The 23,177-nt window shown below is 42.7% G+C and carries 23 protein-coding genes and 1 riboswitch; of the genes, 7 read left to right on the top strand and 16 right to left on the bottom strand.

The features are described 5' to 3' along the window. Positions 1-350: 350 nt before the first annotated feature. Positions 351-602, top strand: coding sequence for a hypothetical protein (locus CTT31_RS07450; RefSeq protein ID WP_211859680.1), 252 nt, complete (start codon positions 351-353; stop codon positions 600-602). After that, on the top strand, positions 599-1,024 hold the full coding sequence (locus CTT31_RS07445; protein WP_211859679.1) for an N-acetyltransferase: 426 nt from the start codon (positions 599-601) through the stop codon (positions 1,022-1,024). The genes CTT31_RS07450 and CTT31_RS07445 overlap by 4 nt, the downstream gene beginning before the upstream one ends. Positions 1,025-1,204: 180 nt before the next feature. Here the strand turns inward: CTT31_RS07445 and CTT31_RS07440 are convergent, their stop codons facing one another. Next, entirely contained in the window at positions 1,205-1,687 is a 483-nt protein-coding gene (locus CTT31_RS07440; RefSeq protein ID WP_211859678.1) for a MarR family winged helix-turn-helix transcriptional regulator, read from the bottom strand. A 116-nt stretch (positions 1,688-1,803) separates the two neighbouring features. On the opposite strand from CTT31_RS07440, the gene CTT31_RS07435 reads away from it, so the two are divergent. Further along, a complete protein-coding gene (locus CTT31_RS07435) occupies positions 1,804-2,703 on the top strand; it encodes a DMT family transporter (protein WP_211859677.1) in 900 nt (299 codons plus the stop codon). A 49-nt stretch (positions 2,704-2,752) separates the two neighbouring features. Here the strand turns inward: CTT31_RS07435 and CTT31_RS07430 are convergent, their stop codons facing one another. Together CTT31_RS07430 and CTT31_RS07425 are read right to left on the bottom strand one after the other, a co-directional pair. Then, a complete protein-coding gene (locus tag CTT31_RS07430) occupies positions 2,753-3,268 on the bottom strand; it encodes a GNAT family N-acetyltransferase (protein WP_211859676.1) in 516 nt (171 codons plus the stop codon). A 27-nt stretch (positions 3,269-3,295) separates the two neighbouring features. Beyond that, on the bottom strand, positions 3,296-3,601 hold the full coding sequence (locus CTT31_RS07425; protein ID WP_010604531.1) for an NIPSNAP family protein: 306 nt from the start codon (positions 3,599-3,601) through the stop codon (positions 3,296-3,298). A 229-nt stretch (positions 3,602-3,830) separates the two neighbouring features. On the opposite strand from CTT31_RS07425, the gene CTT31_RS07420 reads away from it, so the two are divergent. Together CTT31_RS07420 and CTT31_RS07415 are read left to right on the top strand one after the other, a co-directional pair. Continuing rightward, entirely contained in the window at positions 3,831-4,208 is a 378-nt protein-coding gene (locus CTT31_RS07420; RefSeq protein WP_249122481.1) for a VOC family protein, read from the top strand. A 279-nt stretch (positions 4,209-4,487) separates the two neighbouring features. After that, positions 4,488-5,135: a hypothetical protein gene (locus CTT31_RS07415; protein WP_211859675.1), complete on the top strand. Its 648-nt coding sequence runs from the start codon at positions 4,488-4,490 to the stop codon at positions 5,133-5,135. A gap of 126 nt (positions 5,136-5,261) precedes the next feature. Here CTT31_RS07415 and CTT31_RS07410 read toward each other — a convergent pair whose 3' ends face one another. From CTT31_RS07410 to CTT31_RS07400, 3 genes are all read right to left on the bottom strand, one after another. Then, positions 5,262-6,875: a sensor histidine kinase gene (locus tag CTT31_RS07410; RefSeq protein WP_249122480.1), complete on the bottom strand. Its 1,614-nt coding sequence runs from the start codon at positions 6,873-6,875 to the stop codon at positions 5,262-5,264. A 31-nt stretch (positions 6,876-6,906) separates the two neighbouring features. Then, positions 6,907-7,710: a phosphate/phosphite/phosphonate ABC transporter substrate-binding protein gene (locus CTT31_RS07405; RefSeq protein WP_211859965.1), complete on the bottom strand. Its 804-nt coding sequence runs from the start codon at positions 7,708-7,710 to the stop codon at positions 6,907-6,909. Positions 7,711-7,829: 119 nt separating this feature from the next. Beyond that, the gene (locus CTT31_RS07400) at positions 7,830-8,717 is read right to left on the bottom strand and encodes a LysR family transcriptional regulator (protein WP_211859674.1); all 888 of its coding nucleotides are present in this window, start codon (positions 8,715-8,717) and stop codon (positions 7,830-7,832) included. A gap of 107 nt (positions 8,718-8,824) precedes the next feature. Here CTT31_RS07400 and CTT31_RS07395 point away from each other — a divergent pair, with 107 nt between their 5' ends. Next, positions 8,825-9,487 (top strand): FMN-dependent NADH-azoreductase, encoded by a 663-nt coding sequence (locus CTT31_RS07395; protein WP_260492269.1) that lies wholly within the window; start codon positions 8,825-8,827, stop codon positions 9,485-9,487. A gap of 43 nt (positions 9,488-9,530) precedes the next feature. On the opposite strand, the gene CTT31_RS07390 is transcribed toward CTT31_RS07395, so the two are convergent. The 7 genes from CTT31_RS07390 to CTT31_RS07360 all read right to left on the bottom strand — a co-directional run bounded on the left by CTT31_RS07390 (position 9,531) and on the right by CTT31_RS07360 (position 18,338). After that, positions 9,531-10,130, bottom strand: a complete 600-nt coding sequence (locus CTT31_RS07390) for a polymer-forming cytoskeletal protein (protein WP_211859672.1) — start codon at positions 10,128-10,130, stop codon at positions 9,531-9,533. A gap of 189 nt (positions 10,131-10,319) precedes the next feature. Further along, positions 10,320-13,004 carry a DUF349 domain-containing protein gene (locus tag CTT31_RS07385; RefSeq protein ID WP_260492268.1) on the bottom strand — a complete coding sequence of 895 codons (2,685 nt, stop codon included), beginning with the start codon at positions 13,002-13,004 and terminating at the stop codon, positions 10,320-10,322. Further along, positions 12,994-13,275: a YeaC family protein gene (locus CTT31_RS07380; protein WP_211859670.1), complete on the bottom strand. Its 282-nt coding sequence runs from the start codon at positions 13,273-13,275 to the stop codon at positions 12,994-12,996. Before CTT31_RS07380 ends, CTT31_RS07385 begins: the two co-directional genes overlap by 11 nt. A 2-nt stretch (positions 13,276-13,277) precedes the next feature. Continuing rightward, positions 13,278-13,604 carry a hypothetical protein gene (locus CTT31_RS07375; RefSeq protein WP_039495584.1) on the bottom strand — a complete coding sequence of 109 codons (327 nt, stop codon included), beginning with the start codon at positions 13,602-13,604 and terminating at the stop codon, positions 13,278-13,280. A 108-nt stretch (positions 13,605-13,712) separates the two neighbouring features. Continuing rightward, a complete protein-coding gene (locus CTT31_RS07370) occupies positions 13,713-15,383 on the bottom strand; it encodes an alanine/glycine:cation symporter family protein (protein WP_017219279.1) in 1,671 nt (556 codons plus the stop codon). A 135-nt stretch (positions 15,384-15,518) separates the two neighbouring features. Next, entirely contained in the window at positions 15,519-16,646 is a 1,128-nt protein-coding gene (locus CTT31_RS07365) for a M14 family metallopeptidase (RefSeq protein WP_211859669.1), read from the bottom strand. 246 nt (positions 16,647-16,892) lie between these two features. Further along, positions 16,893-18,338, bottom strand: a complete 1,446-nt coding sequence (locus tag CTT31_RS07360) for a glyceraldehyde-3-phosphate dehydrogenase (protein WP_017219277.1) — start codon at positions 18,336-18,338, stop codon at positions 16,893-16,895. 188 nt (positions 18,339-18,526) lie between these two features. On the opposite strand from CTT31_RS07360, the gene CTT31_RS07355 reads away from it, so the two are divergent. Continuing rightward, positions 18,527-19,327 (top strand): DUF2989 domain-containing protein, encoded by an 801-nt coding sequence (locus tag CTT31_RS07355; RefSeq protein WP_039495580.1) that lies wholly within the window; start codon positions 18,527-18,529, stop codon positions 19,325-19,327. 62 nt (positions 19,328-19,389) lie between these two features. On the opposite strand, the gene CTT31_RS07350 is transcribed toward CTT31_RS07355, so the two are convergent. The 3 genes from CTT31_RS07350 to lysC form a co-directional block, all read right to left on the bottom strand. Then, the gene (locus tag CTT31_RS07350) at positions 19,390-20,715 is read right to left on the bottom strand and encodes a sodium-dependent transporter (RefSeq protein ID WP_039495578.1); all 1,326 of its coding nucleotides are present in this window, start codon (positions 20,713-20,715) and stop codon (positions 19,390-19,392) included. Positions 20,716-20,794: 79 nt separating this feature from the next. Then, a complete protein-coding gene (locus CTT31_RS07345) occupies positions 20,795-21,325 on the bottom strand; it encodes a DUF924 family protein (RefSeq protein ID WP_010604514.1) in 531 nt (176 codons plus the stop codon). A 122-nt stretch (positions 21,326-21,447) separates the two neighbouring features. Then, positions 21,448-22,794, bottom strand: a complete 1,347-nt coding sequence (gene lysC, locus CTT31_RS07340; protein WP_193521804.1) for a lysine-sensitive aspartokinase 3 — start codon at positions 22,792-22,794, stop codon at positions 21,448-21,450. 88 nt (positions 22,795-22,882) lie between these two features. Continuing rightward, a riboswitch (Lysine riboswitch) is annotated at positions 22,883-23,053 on the bottom strand. Positions 23,054-23,177 lie beyond the last annotated feature (124 nt).

The raw sequence follows: 23,177 nt of genomic DNA, 5'->3' as shown, positions 1-23,177 counted from the left end.
AAATATTTATACTCCGAATTTGGAGACATACCGCGCTAACCGTGCAAGCAGCTTAATACCGCTTGGTCGCGTTGTTTTAAAAGAATGAACGAGGAACGCGTGGATGCGCTTTGATACCAATCAAAAAAGACAATTTCAAGTTAACGTATTCAGGTCGCTCTTGTAATTTATTTTGCTTTTTTAAAGATTAAGCATGCCATCTCACCAACAAAGCACTTGTACCAAGTATGGGCCAATGATAATTTGCACATCACAAGGAATGAAAAGGTAATCACTGTACGTTTTAAGCACCTTCAACACAGACTTGAGACCTGAATTCACATCGCCACTTTTTTATTTGATAAACAGTCATGGAATATAAACAACCTAACACACTATTCGAGCGTAGGCTTGATACGCCAGATCAAAATCTTTATCTCGTCTCCATTCAGGATGATGAGACTGTGTTATCTGCGTATGGTAGATATGCACACAATTCAGGCGCCAAAACCGTATCTTGGAATGAATTTCTTCAAGGGGATATGAATTCCCTCGTGGAAAAAACAATGGGAATAGCTGTACTTAATGAAGTGCTCGAAAAATTACGGGCGCTGCAATCATGATAAGAAAATACACTGAAGATGACATAGATACCATACTTGAAATTTGGCTGAGCGCATCCATTCAAGCACACGGCTTTATCTCAGCTGAGTTTTGGCAAGCTAATTTAGAAAATATGCGTAATATTTATCTCCCTGCTTCAGAGGTTTACGTCTACGAGCTGAATTCCGACGTTGTCGGGTTTTACGCTTTACACCAAAACAGCTTAGCCGCCCTATTTGTGAAACCAAAGCTACAGGGAACCGGCATAGGCAAACAATTGCTTACTCATGCAAAAAATCAAAGACCGATATTGACGCTTTGTGTATACAAAGAAAATCAAGCAAGCTATCAGTTTTACCTATCTCAAGGTTTTAGTGTTATCGCTGAACAAAAAGATGAACATACAGGGTATCCAGAGTACGTGATGAGTACAAAGGTTTAGTGGGGCGAATAGCGCTTCGGTTATTCGAACCTACTACACCATGATGATTATGTGCTGCTAGCAAACAGTCCAATGGCTTACGTAAAACCTGAAGACGCAGGCAACACCACTTCCCCCTTCACATCCGAAAGGCGGCATCACTTCTCAGCGGGTGAACCGCCTACAAGACTGTTTACACCCTCACTCAAATTGCGTTAACCATTCTTTTAACACACTATTTAACAAGGTTTGCTGCTCTTTACTCATCCCTTCAACCAATTGGGCTTGAATGGCGATATGCGGTTCAATCAGATTTTCAATCAGGGCGAGGCCTTCTGCTGTTAATTCAACTGTTACACTGCGGCGGTCTTCTTTACAATGCTCACGTTTGATAAGGCCTTTTGCCGCTAGCTTATCTAAACGATTGGTCATCGCGCCAGAGGTGAGTAGCATGGTTTTAAATAGCTCTGATGGAGTTAAGCGAAATGGCTTGCCGCTGCGGCGCAAGGTAGCTAACACATCAAATTCACCCAAATTTAAGCCGTATTGCTTATGTAGCTTTTCAACTTCGGCTTCCATATGTTTAGCTATGCGCACTAAGCGACCCATTATCGCCATGGGCGTTGTTTCTAACTGTGGTTTTTCGCGAGCCCACTGCTCTTGTACTCTATCAATCGCATCCATCAATATTTGCCCCGACAACAAACTTTGTAAAGAAATATCTTAACATAAAGATACTTTACAAAAAGTGTTTTCAGTAATACCTTAGCGCAAAGTATCTCAACATAAAGATAGTTAATGTGAATATACTCCTCGCGATGATCCCTGCATTTTTATGGGGTACCACATATGCGGTGACACAATACACCCTTGCGGACTGGCCGCCTCTTTTACTTGGCGCTATTAGAGCGCTTCCGGCTGGGCTTATTTTGCTAGCAGTTAAGCCGAGTGTGCCAAAAAAAGCTGACTGGAAAATATTATTCGGCCTAGGGACGATTAATATCGCGGCGTTTTTTAGCATGATCTTCGTGATGTCGTTAACGCTACCATCTGCCATATCTAGCGTGGGCATGGTGTCTGTGCCGGTGTTCGCCATGCTTTATCATTGGTTGGTCAATAAGCAACGTCCGGGATTGGTGCAAGCGTTATGCGGCGCGGCGCTTATTGTGTTGGCCTGGTTGTTATTTGATCCGAGTTCACTGAGTTTAAACCCTCTTGGTTTAGCGGCAATACTTGCGGCAATAACCTGTATCGTGATCGGCAGCTCAATCACTAAGTCTCTTGGTGATCGCATGCATTGGTGGACGGTGTTAACTTGGCAACTCATTATTGGCGGCGTTATTCTCACGCTCGCATCAAGCGTTCACGGCCTGATCGCACCAGCTAAGTATATTGCGGCTTTTAACAATTTCTCGATGACCAATCTCAGTGGCATGTTATGGGTTGTACTCCTGAACACTGCGCTGGGTTATAGCTTGTACGTGTGGTTACTGCAGCGTATGTCTGTAGTGGACTTTACCTTTGGTGGTATTGCAAATCCGGTTGCAGGTATTTTGACGGGGTTGGTGCTACTGGGCGAGACGTTCACGCCGCTTCAGTATAGTTTGATGGTTGGCATGATTGTAATGCCGCTATTACCGCAAATTATCGTCACTACCCTACGAAGCCGAGCTGTGCCTGCTAAATATGAGGTAAACTAATCAGTTGAGCGCATAGCAACTATGCGCTCGTTCCTCTAAAAAGGCGAAACTAAAGTGCGAGTCGATAGATATATAACGGCTCGTCACCTGCTACGCCCAGATCATTGACACAGGACTCAACAAACTGGCCGCCTATTTTTTCAATGATCCGCTGGCTCGCAATATTTGACTGTAAACATTGAAACTCCACAGTTTTAATATCACTTACCTCTCGAAGCCTGGCAATAACCTGTTCAAGCACTAGACCGATTAAGCCGTGACCTCTTGCCTTTTCGCCAAGCCAATAGCCGATTTCGGCAGTTTGCGTTTGCGCATCCATATACTTGATCCCAAACACACCACAAAACTCGCAATTAAATTCAATAGCAGACCAAAGTCCGCCAACTTGGTTGTTTATACGTGTGTCGATGTATCGCTCTGCATCAGCCTCGGTATGTAATGTCGCAACCCACGGCAACACGTTTTGTAAACTTGCGCGACTACTTTGTACGCAATCAAATAATGGCTTTGCATGCGTCAAAGCAAGGTTTTGTAGTTTGAGATTGGCAGAAATATCTAGTTGCACGGGATGTTCAGCTCCATTTACTCACCTTTATTCAAATACAGGTCTAAAGAAGCTGCGTTCATAGCTGATTATGCAACCGGTATCTTCTGCAAATTTAATTGCAGCCTGACACTGTGCGTCTTGAAACGATTCGTTGCGATACGTTTCATAAGCCGCCAGACTGGGAAAGGTGAATAATGCCAAGGCAATATTACTTGCACCTTCCGATGGTAAAAAGTAGCCATTATGCTGCCCACCAAAACGATTGACGAGTGGGATCCACATTTTGGCATATTCCTCAAAGTCAGCAATTTTTGCCGGATCAACAACATATTTTAAGTAACAAGTAACCATACAACCTTTCCTTTTTGTTAAAAACACCAGTTTCACTTTGCTCTACACACCGTTAGACAGTGTGCGAGATTACTGTAAGCGTTAATAACATGAAGTTAAAGTGATATGGGACTATCTGTCTCGATTAAATGCTCAGCCCAAGGTATTAACTCAGCGTAATGCTACTGACAATAGCTGACACACCGAGAGAGTATCGTAGCTGCAACTTTTTAAAAAATGATGGAATTCCATGATGGTCACCGTTGATTCTTTGGTGTTATATGTAAGCGATATCAAGCTTAGCGAAGCGTTCTATAGACAGCTATTCCAATGTGAGACTGTAAAGCTTTCTCCAACTTTTGTTTCTATGAAGTGTGCAAACAACATCTCCATTGCACTTAAACAAAACACAGCCCTTACACCACCAAGTCGCATTACCGGGGGCGGTACTGAAATCTCTATTATGCAACCAAGCCAAAAGGCGTTTTTTGCTTTATACGATACATGGAAGTTACTAGATATTGAGTTTGCTCAGGTCCCGCAAGCCGAGGTATATGGCGATAGTTTTATCGTATTAGACCCAGATAAACATCGTATTCGCGTCTTTATTAATAAAAATAACGAGTAAACCAATTAAAGAAAGCAACCAAAAAACATGTTCTATATTAGCCCATCATCTTAAGCATGAGTTGTTTCGCTACCAGATTTGTAATTTTGTCTATACTTGTTTACTCATTTGTGAATTCTTCATTTAGTGTGAGGCCATAGCAACACCAACACTTGAAGAATTAACATCAGCGAAAATTGCGATAGAATCGTTCTGTCGCTCTCTATTGTTATGTGGTTGAACTGGGACTTCCCAGCCCAGTTTAGAAGTTTCAGGGAATAGCTGAAATAGGAGATAACAATGGCTGTTGCATATATTCAATCGATCGACATCACTGAGAACGGAAGAGTTCAAGTTAGCGGACAACTCTCTAGTACGAACTTAAATGTTTCACTGAATGAAATGATCCCTGTAGTTCCTCCCGCAGACGGGATTTGGAACTACGAATTGACTGTTACACCTACCTCTATGATTGGCGCAGATATGCTCGTCCCATTTGTAGTTGATGCCCCTTGGATAGGTAATTCAGAAGCAAATGGTGCGAGAATCATTCAGCCAAGCAATGACCCTAACACACAGGATAAAGAGACCGTTCATCTTAAAGGTAAAACGGTCAAGACACTAACGCAAAAACAGGCAAATATGCTTTGGCTGAAAGGCGCTTACTATGACCGTTCTGCAAGCCAGTTAGTCATTGATGCAAGGTATGGTGGTGGTTGTTTTCAACACATATTTGCACTAGAGTGGGATGGCACTTCATTAGAAAGCTTTCCTCCTCAATATATGTTTAACTTAGTAGATATGAGTGAATATGATCCATGTAAAGCGCTCATCGATGTACAACTAAGATTTGACATCAGTACAATGGACTTTCAAGTTGACGAACCTGCTCGTCTGCATATCGGCACCCCCAGTTACGGTCGCACCTTGACGGTTGAGTTACAGTAAAAAAACAATTTGCAAAACGGTCGTTCACAGCGACCGTTATTCCGTACAATTAGGTGTCCATTGATTGATTTTAACCACAAAGGACTTATTAGCTGTGGATTAAAACGTTTCGTATCAGGGTCGTGCTTACTTGCATGATGGCAATAAAATAGTAAAACATGTCCCAATGCCCTCTTCACTCTCAACCAATAACTCACCTCCATGCTCTTTGATTATATCGTAGCTAATGGAGAGCCCGAGCCCTGTGCCTTTACCGACAGGCTTTGTAGTAAAAAACGGGTCAAATATCTTATCGATGATCTCCTTGGGGATCCCAATGCCACTGTCTTGCACACTGATCGCAACACTGCCATTTTCCAAATACGTTGTTACCTTAATCTCTCCTTCACTCTTTAAAGCCTGCGCTGCATTGATGAGTAAGTTTGTCATTACTTGAATTAGCTTACCTTGGTTCCCCAGCACTTGAGGGACTTCACCTAACTGTGTGATCACGTTCGCATGATATTTGAGCTTACTCTCAACCAGATTTAACGTTGTCTTTATGCATGCATTAATATCGCAAGGTTGCAATTGAATAGTATCAGCTCTTGAAAACTGCTTGAGGTCGTTCACAATCGCAGAAACTCTTTGTAGCCCAGTCATAGACTCATCAATAAGCTCTGTACAATCGCTATTAATAAAAGCAAAGTCTTTGTCTTTAACAAATTGATTGAACGCATGACGTTCACCAGGTTCAAGTCCAAGCTGAACCGCACGCTTTGCAAGCTCAGCATAATCGCCATGATAGTGACGCATCACATCAAGGTTACTCATCACAAAACCGAGCGGATTATTTATTTCATGGGCAACTCCGGCAGCCAATTGACCCACAGAGGCCATTTTTTCTGAGTGAACAAGCTGTTGCTGCGCGGCTTCAAGCTCTCTATTCGTGGCCTCAAGCTGCTGATTTTTCTGATTCAGCTTTTCAGTTCTCTGTGCCACCAGTTCTTCTAAGTGTTTATTTAGCTCAATCAAATCATGCTTATATCGTTCTCGACGCTCATGCTCTTCGGCTAAAGTTTGTGATAGTTCATCAAACGCTAAAGACAGTTCTTGTAACTCATCTTTACTCTGTATTGGTTTCCATTTGAAATCAAATACGCCTTTTTTGACATTACGAGCGATAAATTTAGCTTGGCTTTTCAATATATACAGGTTGGTTGTGAGATATATCCCCAGAAAATAAGAGAAAATAGCAACTAACGCCATTTCAAACAGCGCGATAGAAACCGTCCAGCGTTTTACTTCTGACATCGTTCGATTTATGGTGCCAATATCTATGCCTATCTGAATAGTGCCAAATAGTGTCCCTCCCTCAACAATATCAGCATGAATATCAAAAATACCGTCCGTGACTTTCGCAACTAACGTATCATCTTCAAATGTGCGCGTTTTAAAGCGCTCGTTTCCTGCAAAGGAAAGTGTTTGGCTTTCACCATCGATCACTTTAACGTAAAGGATATCTGGGTTGCTTAATAACTCATTGGTAAAAGCATCTAGCGTGGCTAAATCGTACGACAGCACAGCATCTTTGGTCGCGCTCGCAAACAAACGTGCAGTCGTGGTTGCGCGTTTATTCATGGCGTCATTTGCGGACTCCATCATAAAATCAATCACCACAAATATGAGCGCACTCAACAGCACCGCTTCAATAATAGCGGTGCCAATCATGGTTTTGAGTCTTAACGATAGCCTTTTCATTCAGTCGTGGCGCTTCTTAATCATCCGAGTACTATTTGCCAACCAAGGTTTCTAATTCTAACGCTTTTACGTCTTGCCAGTCCTCATTCGACGCTGCCATAATGCCTTTGAAATTCACCGCTTCGAGTAGCCTCATCCCCTCTTCACTCAGTTCAAGAGAGGTCAACGCCGCTACTAATCTTTGCCTTGCATCTTCTGGCATTGCTCTTTTTACGGCAAATGCATGTGGTGTATAACCTTTTGTCGTCCAGAGAATGTCAAGTTGTGATTTAATTTTAGGATCGGCGTTGTTGAAAGTACGCATGACACCGCCCCCCGCTTTGACAAACCCTCTCGACACGTTGAGATAAACGGAGTCATGGGAAGATACATATCTTGGCGTAAATTCAATACCTTGTTTCGCCAATTCCCCTCGGGGCAAAATGCTCGCAGCAAATGCAGCAGGAGCCGGAAAAGCAAGTGTCTCTCCTCGCAACTGCGATAAGTCAGTGATACCCGCTCCCTTTTTAACCACGATGATCCCTTTTATCATTTTATCTCTTTGCTTGGCGATAGCTTGATAACCTGCCCGCTCATTAAATACAACAAAGTGATAGGGATTCATGTATGCCACATCATACTCTTGCTGCAGCACCCGGGCTTCAAAGGTTGGTATATCTTTAGCGGTTTTAAACGTGTAATTATCTCCGGTTTTATCACTGAGATAATCGAGAATAGGCTGCCAATTTTTGGCTAACTTATTTGCAGACTGCTGCGGCACAAAGGCGAAGGTATAATCATCACTCAAACATAAAGCGGGAAATAAAATGAGACTCATCAGCAGGATTTTTATCATCACATCACCACCTAGCAATAAACACTTTTCGAATAAGGACTTAAGTTCCACAAAAGTATAGATCAATATTAAAAAACGGCTTATTTGCTCATTGATAAAAGTGCCTGTCCTTTATCTTTTTATCTTATGTCCTTATCTTTGTCGGCCTTGATATTTTGTAACGCGCTTGCCAGCCAAATGGTAAACTGGTGAACAATCGCAGAACTCTTGCGATAAGCCGTTTGCCGGAGCCAATAGCCATAGCCTGAAAATTCCTCCATTGTCGAGTTTTTACTTAACCACCCCTGCCTAACTGCAGACTCTGCTAATACATCGCTCAATAGTGCCAGCCCTTGCCCTGCCACAGCCGCCTGCAAGACAAAGTGTTCTTGCTCAAAATAACGCAAGTCATAATGACTTTCGTTAATGTGCGCTCGCCAAGGAATATTTTCAAGCCCCGTTTCGTCTTGCCAATGGGTGAGAAATAGTACAGGTTTACCTTGGTCTGGCACCCGATAATTTGGGCTAGCATAAAGCCCAATTTTCTCGGTAATAAGATGAGTTTCATTAGAATTCGGATCCGCTTTGCCATAACGCAGGGCGATATCAATATGCTTCTCTTTATTTAAATCAATGAGTTGATCGCTCGCGCATATTGTGACGGTTTGGTTTGGGAAAGCATGATTAATGGCAGCCATATTCGGAGCAAGCCAAAGTGCAGCAAATGAATTACAACATGAAATAAGCAAATCATTCTTTTGCTCAGTAAACTCAATAAACGCATTATCAAGCATATTGAGTGAATCAATACACACCTTTGCAAGTGCCTGTCCTTGTAATGTTAATTGCACTGCTCGCGTTTTTCGCTCAAAAAGCTGAACCCTTAACTGTGATTCCAGTGACTTTATCTGATGTGACACTGCCGTAGGCGTAACATTAAGTACCCCCGCCGCATCTTTAAAGCTCAAGTAGTGCGCAGCAACAGCAAAGGTTTTTATGTTATTCAAAGACGGTAAATGTGTGAACATAGCAAACCTATAAGTTAGTTTATCTCATCTATCTATGGATTCTTCTCAGTTGTCACATTGCTCACTTAAGCACAGAATAATGCACATAATACAACTGGAGCTAAGCCATGAAAAACATTCTATACATAAGTTGCAGCGTAAGAAAGTACAGTGAGAACGAAACACAACACCAATCAATAAGCAGAATGTTGGGAGAGCAGTTTTTAAGTACTTTTAGTCAAACTACACATAAAGTAGAAATCACCCATCGCGACCTCTCCGTGAAACAACCTGCATTCATCAATGAAGCATTTATAGCGGCTGCATTTGCAAAAGGAGTGTTGAGCGAAGAGCAACGCTTAGTACTCGCTGAGTCTGACGACATTATCAAGGAAGTGACTAATGCGGATATTATCGTGATCGCAAGCCCTATGTATAACTACGGTATGCCTGCTGTGCTAAAGGCTTGGTTTGATATGGTGGTCCGAGTAAATAAGACCTTCAGCTTTGATTTAGCACGAGGTGATAAACCACTTGAGCCAATTTTATCGGGTAAAACTCTCGTATTACTGGCATCTTGGGGAGAGTTTGCATTTAAAAAAGGTGAGTCACAATATCATTTGAATCACCTAAGTAGCCATATCGAGCAGTTGGCTCCATATTTAGGTGCTGAAGCGTTTTATGAAATCGCATCTGAGTATCAAGAGTTTGGCGACGACAGGCATAAGCACTCAAAACAACGTGCTATTGATGATGTGCACAAACTAGCACGAATACTTAGCGCTAAGTAAGAGCACAAGTGAGCGTATTGCGCTCACCTTACTCTCATGCAGCTTACTGTTTATAGTGGTAAGTGATCTGACTTTGTAGATGTTTAGGTTCAATATGAATAGGACGATAAAGCTGGATAGTGCCAACAATCTTTGCACCATCACTAATTGTAAGCGTTGGTATGTCTTTCTCAAGCTTAGAAGCAAGATATCCTGCCTGACGATAAATCACATCACCTAAAATAGTAGCGCCGCTGGCAATTGTAATATCTCCGCTCGCGTTAATGACGTTTCCTTCAATTAGAGCCGACTCACCAATCTCAATATTACCATTGGTAACTTGAATGCTCCCATATACGTGCGCTTTTTCCATCAGCATAATATTACCATTATCAATATTAATCGACTGCGCTTCACTATGCTTATCAAGCTGGATATTACCGTTAGTCACTTCTGCAGACTTAACTTTGGCCCCTTCAGCTAGCGTAATATTGCCATTTTGTAGGGATAAGTTCCCGGCTCTTTGACCACTTGCCACATTAATATTTCCAGCAAAATGGCTTAGGTCTTCACCATGAGTAGCGTTAAGATTACCTACCGAGCATGCAACCAAGTTGAAGGTAAACGCAAGCGCAAGTGGATATTGATAAAGTTTGTTGGTCATTATTTTTTCTTCTGATTATTGGTTACTAGAGCAAAGTATTAAAATAAAGTGGTGTAACTACCTAGAGCCACTAAGCAGATTTCTCATAACTTTAGCATTCAAACCGAGCTCAAGAGGTGTTAGAGGCGGATAGAGTTTACATCGGAGAAGCCTACCCAGAGTGTCCTGAGTAGGCTCAAAGAGCAATGGTTATGCGTTCAAAACAGCAAGTAACCTGCCTTTTGACGTCACTATATCGGCTTTGTCAGCCTCAGCGAGATAACTGATAAGGTAAGTCTCAAGGCTGCTTTCTTCACCTTGCAGTTTTGCATCCAGCATCGCGACTTGCTCAGACATTCTTTCGCTTTGCAACGCTTCCGGTGATGACTGATTCGTTAAAATCTCAAGTCTCAATAGCAACTGAGCAGCGTTTAGCGAGGTTTTATTATTACCTTGCCAAGAGCTAGGAATATCACCGTCAGTGTCTACTGCTTCCACCAGTTCATTGAACTTTTCACGACGCTGGGAAGAAAATAGATCATCTAATTTCGACTTCACTTGTGACAATAAACGATTCTTTTCTTGCTTCAGTCCTGGCACTACAATAAACGTATTGAGTTCATCACGAATGGCAGCCAGTTCATTTTGAGTGACCGCTTCAATGACCTTGTTGTCGAACTCTGCAAGCAACTGACGCTGCTCGGCTTCTTGTGACTTCTCCTGTGCTTTTTGCTCGGCATATTGTGCGCTGCGCTTTTCAAACACGGCATCATTATGAGCACGAAATGCTTTCCACAGAGTATGTTCTTGTTTGGCACCAGCAAAACCAATTTGCTGCCACTGTTTTTGCAATGATTTCAGTAAGTCACAAGCAGCAGCTAAATCTTCAGCTTCTAGCTGCTGCTGTGCAGTTTCAACTAACTTAGCCTTTTCAACGGCATTGGCTTGATGGAAGGCTTTAAGTTTCTCGTAAACCGCTTGATGGTGCTCACGGTAAATCGAATTCAGCTTTTGATAGACTTTGGCATCCACATTGCCAGCATTTTTCCACACTTTGGCTAGGCGGTTAAATTGTGCTTCCACTTCTCGCCAATCGATACCCTCGTTATCCAAACTACTAAGCAGTGCTTTAACTTCTTCAATCACCGCTTCACGCGCTATTTTTGCCTGCTCACGCTGTACTTCTTGCTCCGCAAAGTAAGCGCGACAAGGTACAAACAATAATTCGATTTTTTCATCAAATTGAGCTGCTTGCGCTTTTTCCTGTTCCGTTTCTACATGACCAAGTTCGTTCCAACGTGTTCTAAGTAATTTTACTTCCTCAGCACGCTTAACAGGGTCAACCGACTCCTCAGCCAGTTTGATATCAAGCTCCGTAAGCAATTCTTCACGTTTAGGTGTAGCTGCATACTTTTGCCAATCTTTAAGATCTTTTAATGCTTGAGACAAGCTTTCATGCTGGTTTTCAAGCTGCTTTTTGTAGCTTGGCGTAAGCAACTCAAACTGCTCAATAAAGCCATTAAAAACACCAAATGCCACGTTAAATCGACCCTGATCAATTAGTCGTTGAACATCACGTGCTTTCTTCTTCGCGATTTTGAGTGCCTTTTCTTGCTCATTTTTCAGCGGCTCGATAGCTGTCATAAACGCTTGGCTTGCATCTGATAGCTCAGCTTTTGCTGATTTATGCAATACCTTAGACAGTGAATCTAGTGCTTTACGCGCTGTAACATAGCGGTCTTTTTGTGCTTGTACTTGAGTATCAAGCGCTTCTAACGAAGCTGGTACTTCAACTGCCTTTAACTCTGCTAAGGCATTATTGAAGGTTTCACTTGCAGCAATAAGTGCGGGTAAATCGGCAAGATCACGCTCAATATTTTGCAGTTTTCTTGTGAACTCGCCAAGCGCTTCAACAGTGACATATTGAGGTGCAGACACTTTGCCTTTTAATACTTCACTACGCTTAACTAGTGCATCGTGTGGGGCTAAGTCTAGTGTTTTACATGCAACTTCGACCGATTTTTCAATAGCCTCAAGTTCAGCAGTTAATTCAGCGACCTCTAGGGCTTCATTTTGCTTTTGCATTAACTCAGCTTGCTGCGCTTGATGTTTAACTTGTAACTCATTGAGATGACGGTTTAATTTATCTGCTACTTGTTGATACTTTGCATCTAGTGCAGTTACTGTTTCAGCATCTAACCACTTAAGCTCAATGCTTTGCCACTGTGCAAATAACTGCTGTGCTTGCGCGTTCACCGTTTCATAGTTTTGCTTATCTCTTAGCGCGTTTAACTTGGCAAGCACAACTCGCGTTTGCTCAGCAACTTGAGCAGGCATTTCTTTTGCTAGTCGCTGCTGTTCCAGTGATCCAGTAAGAGAAGTCAGCGCTTCACCTTTGGCTGCTTTTAGGACACTCTTTTCAAGTGAATGCTGTGCAATCAGTTCCAACATAGCGATCTGAAGTGCTTCATCACCTTCTTTGAACGATTTTTCGATTAACGTGGCGTTCGCAAGGCGCTTAAGCAGTTTAACTTTATTTGCTAAATCGGTTTCAATTAACGCAACTTTCTCAAGCGTTTTAACTGGCGCATAGCGTTCAATGTATTCTTCACGAATGTTGCTCTGCAGTGCGGTATCTTGATTAATCACCGCACTCGAAATTTTCTGCTCTGCAAGCTCTTTTAGCTCGCTATCTTGCTTATAAACTTTCCACCAAAGACCAAGGTCATTTACCTTAGTAAGTACCTTTTTTCTGATCTGCGCAGACTCGTCCTCAAGTGCTAGCGTATGTAGTAAAGTTGCGTCTTTGCTTAAGTCTAACTTGTCCACTGCTTGTGAGCGAACGTCAACCTTTGGGTGTTTCCATTTCGGTGTAAAAAGGTGTTTAAAGATCATTTTCACTGAACCTAGCTATTTCATTGTCGGCTTTGAATTCTTGTTGTAATTCGCGTTTGGATTTTTGCACCATTTCACCTTTTTCGTTGATGGTGAACTGCTCATTGGACTTAGCTACTTTTGCTTGATATAGCATGACCAATTGCACGGTTTGCTCTTTTTGCGTATCACTTAGTGGTGTACCATCAGGCCACTTTCCGGTTGACGCACCGTATTGCAAACGCTCGAATACTTCAGGGGTAATATTTTGAACTAAGCTATCTACATTCATTACTACTTTTTCTTTTTCAAAATAACGAGGATGACTCGATTAATTAAGTACCAAACCGCACCAATGCCTATAACGCTTTTGCTTGCGATCATTTCAAACGAGTTAGGGTCAGGCTGCTGCCAATAGATATATAAGAATCCACCTAGTACTAGGATCAGTGCAATAAACGAGTAATTCATTACAGATTGCTGACGTTTTACACGATTTCTAGAGGCCGCTCTCTCTCTGTCTTCTTGAGAAAAGTCTGCTAAATTGGTTTCACAATGCGGGCAGGACTTATGTTTGGAGGAAATAGATTTACCGCAGCTTGGGCACTGTGCTATTGCCATCGTGTTACTTCTCCATAATACAAAAAAGGGCACCTGTGAGGCGCCCTATTCTACTACCTTTGCGAACTCTTGTCCTTAAATGACAAGATAATTTTAATTAAAATTCGCTCACTGTTTGTGTTCTTTGTTGAAATCTTCCCAGTATTCTTTAACCGAAGATTTCATTTCTTTTCTGAGTAGTAAAATACCAAACAAGTTAGGTAACGTCATCACTACGATGGCCACGGCAGCCAACTTCCACACTAGTGTCGTATCAGCAAACGACGCCCAGAAGAAGCCTGCAACATAGAATACGCGATACGGCATGACCGAACGACTACCAAGAAGATAAATCATCGCGCGGTCACCATAGTATGACCATGCAATTGCCGTAGAAAACGCGAATAACAACAAACCAATCGAAACGATGTATTTACCATTTTCGCCCAAATAACCTCGGGTAAATGCTTTGGTTGTTAGCTCAGCCGAATGCACTAAAGAGTAACCAATCACGCTGATGCTATTGTCTGTTGGCAAGCCGTCTTTCACTTCGACCGTTCCTGTGTACTTGTGACGCTCAGTAATACCAAAGCGTACTTGCTCACCAATAGAACGCGAGTGGATCACGGTAAAGTTTTCCGTTACCGCTTTACCCTGTACGACTTCAATCTCACCATTGAAAGGTTTGACAGTATGCTCTTTTTTACCATTCAAGTAGGCGTACAATGCATCTCGGTCTTGTTGATTCGATTCGTCATATTTACCGTCTAAGATAACCATAGACGAGCGCTCGAAATGGGTTTCGAACTTTTCGGTCCACACACCCGATGACAAAATAACCAATCCCGTCAAGGTACAGATAATGATTGTGTCAATAAACGGTTCAAGAATGGAAACCATACCTTCAGACACTGGTTCATCGGCTTTTGCCGAGGCGTGCGCGATTGGTGCTGAACCTTGACCCGCTTCGTTAGAAAACAGACCTCGGTTAACCCCACGGTTAAATGCATAAGCAAAAGAAGCCCCTAAGAAACCACCCGCTGCCGCAGAACCCGTGAAAGCATCTGTAAATACAGAAAGGAAAGAAGGAACGATATTCTCAACGTTGTAGAAGATAACGGCAAAAGAACCAAGAATATAAATCGCGGCCATTAATGGCACGACGCGAGAAGTGATAGCAGCAATGCGCTTGATACCACCAAGTATTACAAGCGCAAGCAAAACTGAAAGCACAGCACCGGTTGCCATCGGTGCAAAACCAAAGGTCGCTTCCATGCCTTGAGCAATGTTGTTGATCTGCGGCAAGCTACCTGTACCAAATGAGCTAATCACAGTAGCAATTGCAAATAATACCGCTAACCATTTCATGTTTAGGCGACGATCCATATAGTACATTGGACCACCGGCCATGGTGCCATCATCTGTTTGTACACGGTATTTATGCGATAGTGTGACTTCCACAAACTTGGTTGTCATACCAAAAAAGGCAGTCATCCACATCCAAAATAATGCTGCTGGCCCACCGATTGAAATTGCCAGCGCCACCCCACCAATATTACCAGTACCAACTGTGCCAGAAAGTGCCGTTGCGAGTGCTTGGAAGTGCGTGGTATCGCCTTCTAGGCCTTTTTTATCATATTTACCAGTAACGACTTTACACGCATGTTTGAAATATCTGATCTGTGGAAATTTCAAGTAGATTGTAAAAAACAAACCTACCCCTAACAGAACATACGGGAACCAAGGTGAACCACCTAACATTCCATCTAAGCTATCTAATAAGCTGCCTAACGCATCCACGAATATTCCCCTTTATTGTTGTTATTACACCCTGTCGAGGTGCTCTACCTTATTATTTTTAAATATTATTTTGTTGTTCTTTTAAACGCACAAAAATAAACGGGTAATCAATATGGTGATTACCCGTCTTTAAGCTTATCTTAAGTCATCAACCACATTTAAGATTGCAGCTAAGGTGTCTTGACCAAACTGATATGAACGTCGGTCTGACCAACCGAAGTAAGGATCTGGCAGATTTGCATTGTCCTTAAACGGCATTTCAACGGTATAAGCCAACGCTTTGAACGCTTCACCGACAGCACACGAAGCAACGGTGAGGTTTGCTTCACCCGGTGCATCTTTATCGTAACCAAATTCATCTTGGAACTCAGGTGTGATAGTTAACAGTGCCGCCTTGAAAGAGTCTTCCAAACGCTGTAGGCGATCATCATAACTCGGAATACCTTCACTACCCGCAACGAAGTTATACGGTAGTGCTTCATCACCATGAATATCGAGGTACATATCCAGCCCAGTTTCATGCATTTTATTTAATACATAATAAACTTCAGGTGAGTTCTCAAGTGTTGGCGTTTGCCATTCACGGTTAAGGTTAACGCCTTTTGCATTTGTACGCAGATGACCACGAACGCTGCCGTCTGGATTCATATTTGGCACGACATAAAATACCGCTTTCGATAACAGTGCAGCGGCATGTGGATCCTCGTCATCCAATAGTTTGTGAAGCAAACCTTCAACAAACCATTCTGCCATCGTTTCACCTGGGTGCTGGCGCGCCGTGATCCAAATCTTTTTCTTCTCATCTGACGGCTCACCAATAGTGAGTAAGCTCATATCACGGCCATCAAGCGTTTGACCTAGCGTCTCTACAACGCACGCATCATGGGCTTGAGCCCAGTAGACTAGGTCTAAATGGCGCTCATAACTATAAGGCGCAAAATAAGCAAAGTAGGTGTGAGCACATTCAGGCTCAAAATCGATAGTTAATGTACCATTCTCATAACGGGTTGGCACACGGAACCAAGTTTGACGATCGTAAGATGCAACCGCATGATAATCATCCCAACCTTCTGGGTAGGCTGAGTTTAGTAGCTGGTTGATATGAATTTTGTGCTCTAAAAAAGGCGTAGACTCAAGTCTAAAGTGAAACCATTGAAAAAAGTCTGACTCATTGTCTTTATTGATTTCTAGTTGAATATCCGCAGGTGATTCTGCTTTTACCACCTTGATATTACCACTATCGAAATTACTCGTAATGCGCATAGGTTTCCCTAAATAAGTTAAAAACTGCTGTGTAAATACACTGTTACCATACCTAGCTTGGCGTCCATTCAGAACAATGTTACAACTGAAAGAAGTTGTAATGCTGCGCTGCTGTTCGCGCTAAGTAATTACATAACTTTTTGTTAGCTAATTGTAGCTGACCTATCTTTGCAAGCCTACCACAACCAATTTGTTTCAAAAACTAAAAAAGCCAGCTGGTGCTGGCTTTTTATCGTAAATCTTGTGTTAGCGAGGTAGGCTCGGGAATTTTACTTCCGCCATGTCTTGCATTACACGTACAACCTGGCAGCTGTAACCAAACTCGTTATCGTACCATACGTAAAGTACTACACGGTCGCCATCAACGATCGTTGCTTTTGAGTCAACCACACCTGCATAACGGCTACCCACAAGGTCAGTAGACACGATTTCTGTTGATGCAGTGTAGTCAATCTGGTCACGTAGTTCAGAGTAAAGTGAAGACTCACGAAGGAATTCATTTAGCTCTTCAGCAGTTGTTTCTTTACCTAGATTTAGGTTAAGAATTGCCATTGATACGTTTGGTGTTGGTACACGGATTGCGTTACCAGTTAGTTTACCAGCAAGCTCTGGCAGTGCTTTAGCAACCGCTTTCGCAGCACCGGTTGAAGTAATAACCATGTTCAATGCCGCACTACGACCACGACGCTCAGCTTTGTGGTAGTTGTCGATCAAGTTTTGGTCATTGGTGTAAGAGTGAACCGTTTCAACGTGACCGTTTTTAATACCAAACTTGTCGTTAAGTGCTTTTAAGACCGGTGTGATTGCGTTAGTTGTACAGCTTGCTGCAGAAACAATCTTGTCTTCAGACTGAATGTCTGAGTTGTTAACACCATAAACGATGTTTTTGATGTCGCCTTTAGCTGGCGCTGTAAGTAGCACTTTAGACGCACCAATTGACTTAAGGTGTTTACCTAAGCCATCTTCATCTTTCCAAACACCTGTATTATCTACGATAAGTGCGTTTTCAATACCGTATTTTGTGTAATCCACTTCTTCAGGTGAGTTTGCGTAGATAACTTGAATGTAGTTACCGTTTGCTTTAATCGCACCTTTTTCATGGTCCACTGTGATTGAACCATTGAAAGGACCATGAATTGAGTCACGGCGCAATAAACTTGCACGTTTCTCAAGATCACCATCGCGGCCACCGCGAACAACGATTGCACGTAGGCGTAAATCAGCGTGAGAGCCGCCACGTTCGATAAGTAGGCGTGCTAATAAACGGCCAATGCGACCAAAACCATAAAGAACAACGTCACGAGGTTCTGGACGTGCGCCTTGGTTTAGTAATTCTGCAAGTTCTGCATTTAAAAACTCTTCGATTGAGCGGCCTTCACCTGCATTTTTATAAATGTAGGCATAAGCTAGCTTACCAAGGTCAACACGACCTGGTGCTAATTCCATTTTGCTGATCACTTCTAAGAATGGAAAGCTTTCACGAAGACGTAGTTTACGCTCTTCAAAACGTGCTACTGTTTTGTGTGCTTTGATAACATCAATGGTGCTTGCGCTCACAAGAGGACGACCGTATACAGAGATTTCAACGCCTTTGTTACGGTATAGACGACCGATTAGGGGTTGCATGCTTTCTGCATAATCTTGACGCTCTTGCCAGCTGTTTTGATATTCTTGCTCGTGAGATAAGGTCATTTTTTCTGCCTAATAAACAATTTTCTTTGAACGGATAGCCCGAATGGGCACGGCTATTCTAATTTAAACTGCCGTGATTCTCCACTGTTACCGAACAATTCATTGCGTTAAACTAGTAAACTATTAGCTCTACCCTGTTTATTCGGGCGTAACCCCCTATAATTATAAAAAATCATTGAGGTCAAACTATGGCGTTTAAAAAGTCGCTAGTTTTTGCAGCGTTACTACTTGCTGGTTGCGACGACACCCTAACCCTGAACCAAGTGTGTAGCGAAACGCCTGGTTTTTGTGAAGACTTAAATAAAGACAGTCACTGTAAAGACGAACGTGCGTCGCTAATCTACGCGCGCTATCACGAATACAAGTCACCGACGGACGAAAACAAATATGACTTGTTGCAAAATTTAGAAAGCTACAACCTATGTGTTTCTCGCGCTGCCAAAATTGAGCACATCAAGTTAAAAGAAAAAACCACTTCACGAGTGGAAGGTCATCTCACTGCATTAAAAGAAATGACACGTATTTATAATGAAACAAAAGGCAGTAACCACCCAGGCCTACTTTATTATCATTGGTCTCGTAACAATGATCGCACAGCAATGAACAAGCTTTTGAACATGCAGGATGACCCTAGAGTTCAAAACGATCCCGAAATTCAGCTTTTCCTCGCAGAGTTTTACGCCAAAGTAGATGATGATAAAACCGTTGATATTCTCTACCGCGTATTAGAGCTGAATAAAAGCGGCCATACCCCTAACCCAGAAGTCTATTCATCTTTAGTCAGTATTTTCTACAAACACGAAAAATATAAGCACGCATATACGTTTGCCCGAGTGGCTCAACTTTCTGGGGTTGAAGATATCGATATTATTCCAGTGACAAACCAACTGGCTTCAATGGGAAAAGATTTAGCCAACCTAGATTCATTGGCGCAACGAACTTATGAGAGCATTCAAGCTGGGGAGTTCGTTTCCCCTCGTGATTTTTGAGCCTTGTTATCAAAATGAAAACGGGAAGCCTATGCTTCCCGTTTTTTGAAAATAAATGACCACTACTTTGCCAGTGCTACGTTAATAAATACCGCGGTCATCAAGACTGGGCAAACAAATCTAACGTACTGAGCAAACCAGTAATGTGCACCACGAGATTCTAAGTGAAGCTGATTACCACGCTTCCAAACCCAGCCAACAGTAATAAAGTAGAACAGTCCCATCAATGGTAGCTGATATTGCGTGAATAGACTGATCACCAATTCGAACAGCCAATCAAAGTTTAGAATAATCGTGCTCGATGCTAATAAGATAACTAACGTAACCAACCAAGTCGCTTGTTTACGTTGAAAGCCATGGTTTTCAACCAAGAAAGATACCGGAATTTCTGTTGAAGAAATGGTAGAAGTTACCGACGCAATAGACATAAGCACAAAGAAAGTCAGGCTAACTAATAATCCCATTTCCCCCATATTGGCAAATAGCTCGGGTAAAATGGCAAAAATCAACCGGCCTTCACCGATTAATTTGCCGTCTTGAAATACTTGAACACCATTTTGCTGCGCAACGAATATTGCAGGGATAATAAGTAAACCGGCCAAAAATGCGACACTGGTGTCTAGCATTGCAACACTAAACGTAAGCTTAGGTAGATTTTCATTCGGTTTTAAGTACGAGCCATAAATCATCATGCAGCCCACACCCAACGATAACGAAAAAAACGCCTGCCCCATCGCCGCAATGATCAAGTCAGGATCGCTAATTTTTGAAAAGTCCGGAACTAAATACGTTCTAAACCCTTCTGCTGCGCCGTCTAATGTCGCCATATAGCCAATAAGGCAAAGCAGTAATACCAGTAACAACGGCATAAGTCTGCGCGACCAAGCTTCTATACCTGATTTTACGCCTTTGAGAATAATGCTCGCAGTCAAAATTAGCATCAGTGGCGTAAAGATAAAGTTTCTCAGCATCGAGTCACCGCTAAGAAACTGGTGTGCGGTATCTAATTCAGCCATTTGCGCAAGAGGATCAAGTGCATGAGACAGCATCCACCCAGCCACAATGGAGTAAAAGCTGAGCATCACGATAGCACCAGCAAGGCCGATATACCCCGCCGCGGCTCCTATTTTCGGATTACCTTCACGCCAGGCTGTTTTAAGTGCTTTAACTGGGTTTGCTTGTGCCTGATGGCCTAAATACAATTCTGTGTAAAGTGCAGGTAATGCGAGTAAGAAAATTACCGCAAAATAAACCAGTAAAAATGCACCGCCACCGTGGTTTGCGGCTTGTGTAGGAAATCCCCAAATGTTACCAAGTCCAACAGCCGCACCAGCTGCTGCTAACACAAAGCCAAGTCGGCTTTGAAATCCATCGCGCGTATGAGCCATGTCTGTAATCAATCATTATTTTTGTAGACGGCCGATTATACGTACTTCCGCTGAAAATGCGAGAGGTTCTAGCCGTGCCTCAAAAACTCGAGTTGGGCGTCTCTAGAAAGTCCATTTCTTCTTCTGTTGAATCGCGATTGAGTATTTCATTTCGATGGGGATAACGGCCAAATCTATCGATAATTTTTTTATGCGCGACTTCAAAATCATAATTGGGCAGGTCGCGAAAATAATGGTCTGCTGCACGATGGATGATGCGACTTTCGCTATGCATCATAGGTAGGTATAAAAACATCAATTCAGTATCATTGAGCTGGCGGTGATAGCCCTTTTCGATGGCGTGTTGGGTGAGGCTCAGCGCCAAAGGATCACTGGCAAACGCCTCTGGAGTGTCTCTGAATATATTGCGTGAAAACTGATCTAAGATAATGATTTCGCACAGCGCGCCAAGTGGTGTTGCTCTCCAGCTCGAAAGCTCACCTTGGTGCGCCATTTGGTGCAAAATACCGAAGCGATTTTTTATTATGCGATCAAAGTCCGCAGACTTCTTCCACCAATCTGATTCAGTGCATTCAACAAACCAGAATTCGTAGACGTCTTTATAATTCATGATGGCACTCCTAGGGAAAAACAAACTTGATGGTCAGCAGACCCTAACCGTTATAAACAAAGTGCCACCCATTACTCAATAATGCAACTTTTTTATTAGTTCCTAAAAAACAATAAATTCACTTATGCAACCTCTAGTAATTTAGCATGAATTGACTGTACGACCTGATCTGACTCCTGCTGCTCAACTAAAAAGCACAGATTGTGCTTGCTCGCACCATGGCATATCAATCGAATATTAAACTCTGACAACACATCCATCAGGTTAAGTTGGCACTTCTTCAACTGGATCTCAGAACCTATCATGGCCACCAAAGTAAGATTATTTTCAACGGTCACATGACAAAACTCGCCAAGTTCATCCAAACAAGCTTGTTCTAGCTCGGGTCGAGAAGCATTCGGTGCATTATCTAGCGTAAGCGCGACACTAATTTCCGAAGTCGTTACCAAGTCAACCGATATATTGTAATTACTTAAAATGGTGAAGATACGAGCCAAAAAGCCGCTTGCAAGAAGCATTTCAGGGCTCTTTAGCGTCAATAGTATTTGGTTTTTACGTTGTGTCACTGCGCGAATGCCTGCTTGCGCCGTTTTCTCTTTTTCAATCCAAGTGCCACCCGCTTGCGGATCACGGCTTGAACCAACAAATACTGAAATACCTTTACGACTCGCTGGCAATATAGTTGCGGGATGTAACACCTTGGCACCAAATGTCGCCATTTCGGCCGCTTCATCAAAACTCAAACGAGGAATAGGTCTAGCCTTTACACACAAACGCGGATCGGTACTGAAAATACCAACGACATCGGTCCAAATATGCACACTTGACGCGTCAATTGCCTCTGCTAACAATGCAGCACTGTAGTCAGAACCGCCACGACCAAGCGTGGTCGTCTGGCCGTATTGGTCACTACCAATAAACCCTTGCGTCACCTGCACTGTGTCGCCAAGTAGCGCGACCAAATTGGTTTGCGCGGCTTCACGCGTAGCTGCAACATTTGGATTCGCTTTTCCAAATTGATTATCTGTTTTAAGCACTTTACGCACATCAAAGCGCGACGCCTGAACCTGATTATTACGTAGTATTTGGGTAAACAAATAAGAAGAAAAACGTTCGCCAAAGCTCAACATTTCATCGCATTGCTGTCTGCTAAGTGCAGGTAAACTCGCAAGGTTTTCAAATTCACTGAAAGTTTGCTTGTAACCCTCAGCAAGATCAGCATCCAAAGACACTTGGTCGATAATCGCTTGCTGTATGTTTTCAACCGCTGCAACAACTGCTTTGCGCCCGGCTTCATCTTCCTTTTGTTGGGTTAGCGTTACAAGGTGATTGGTTACGCCAGCACATGCACTCACAACCACCACGCGAACATTTGGGTTGTCACGAACAATGTGAGCACAACGAGACATAGCTTCAAAGTCAGCGACACTGGTACCGCCAAATTTGGCTACAACATACTGCGAATTCATTTTCTCTCCTCTCGACTGTTGGCACAGTCAAATTTTATAAGGAGAACTCGGCATGGGATTTCTAGAAAGACGAACGCTTGAAATGACCTTTGCCAGAAGCTCTCCACCAATACGGTGACAGTTCCGAGGATTCAGCCTCGTAAACCGAAGAATCGTTGCGACGAGCAACTTTTCTCCTCGGCGAATACTTCCCTCACTAGTGGTCATTGGTCTCGTCACCTCACACTAACTACCTAAGCATCGCGCCTCTTCTGTTTATTTTGCCTTTGTTAATCTGAATAAAAGCAAAATAAAAGCCCGCAATAAATGCGGGCGATGTAAGAAAATTATCTTTTAGCCGTCTAGGTGTCAAGTTATTTATGAAAAACTTATCCCAAAGCGGT

This window comes from Pseudoalteromonas maricaloris (genome assembly GCF_024746855.1).
GTDB lineage: Bacteria > Pseudomonadota > Gammaproteobacteria > Enterobacterales > Alteromonadaceae > Pseudoalteromonas > Pseudoalteromonas maricaloris.
This window is presented reverse-complemented; position numbering and strand designations above follow the sequence as displayed.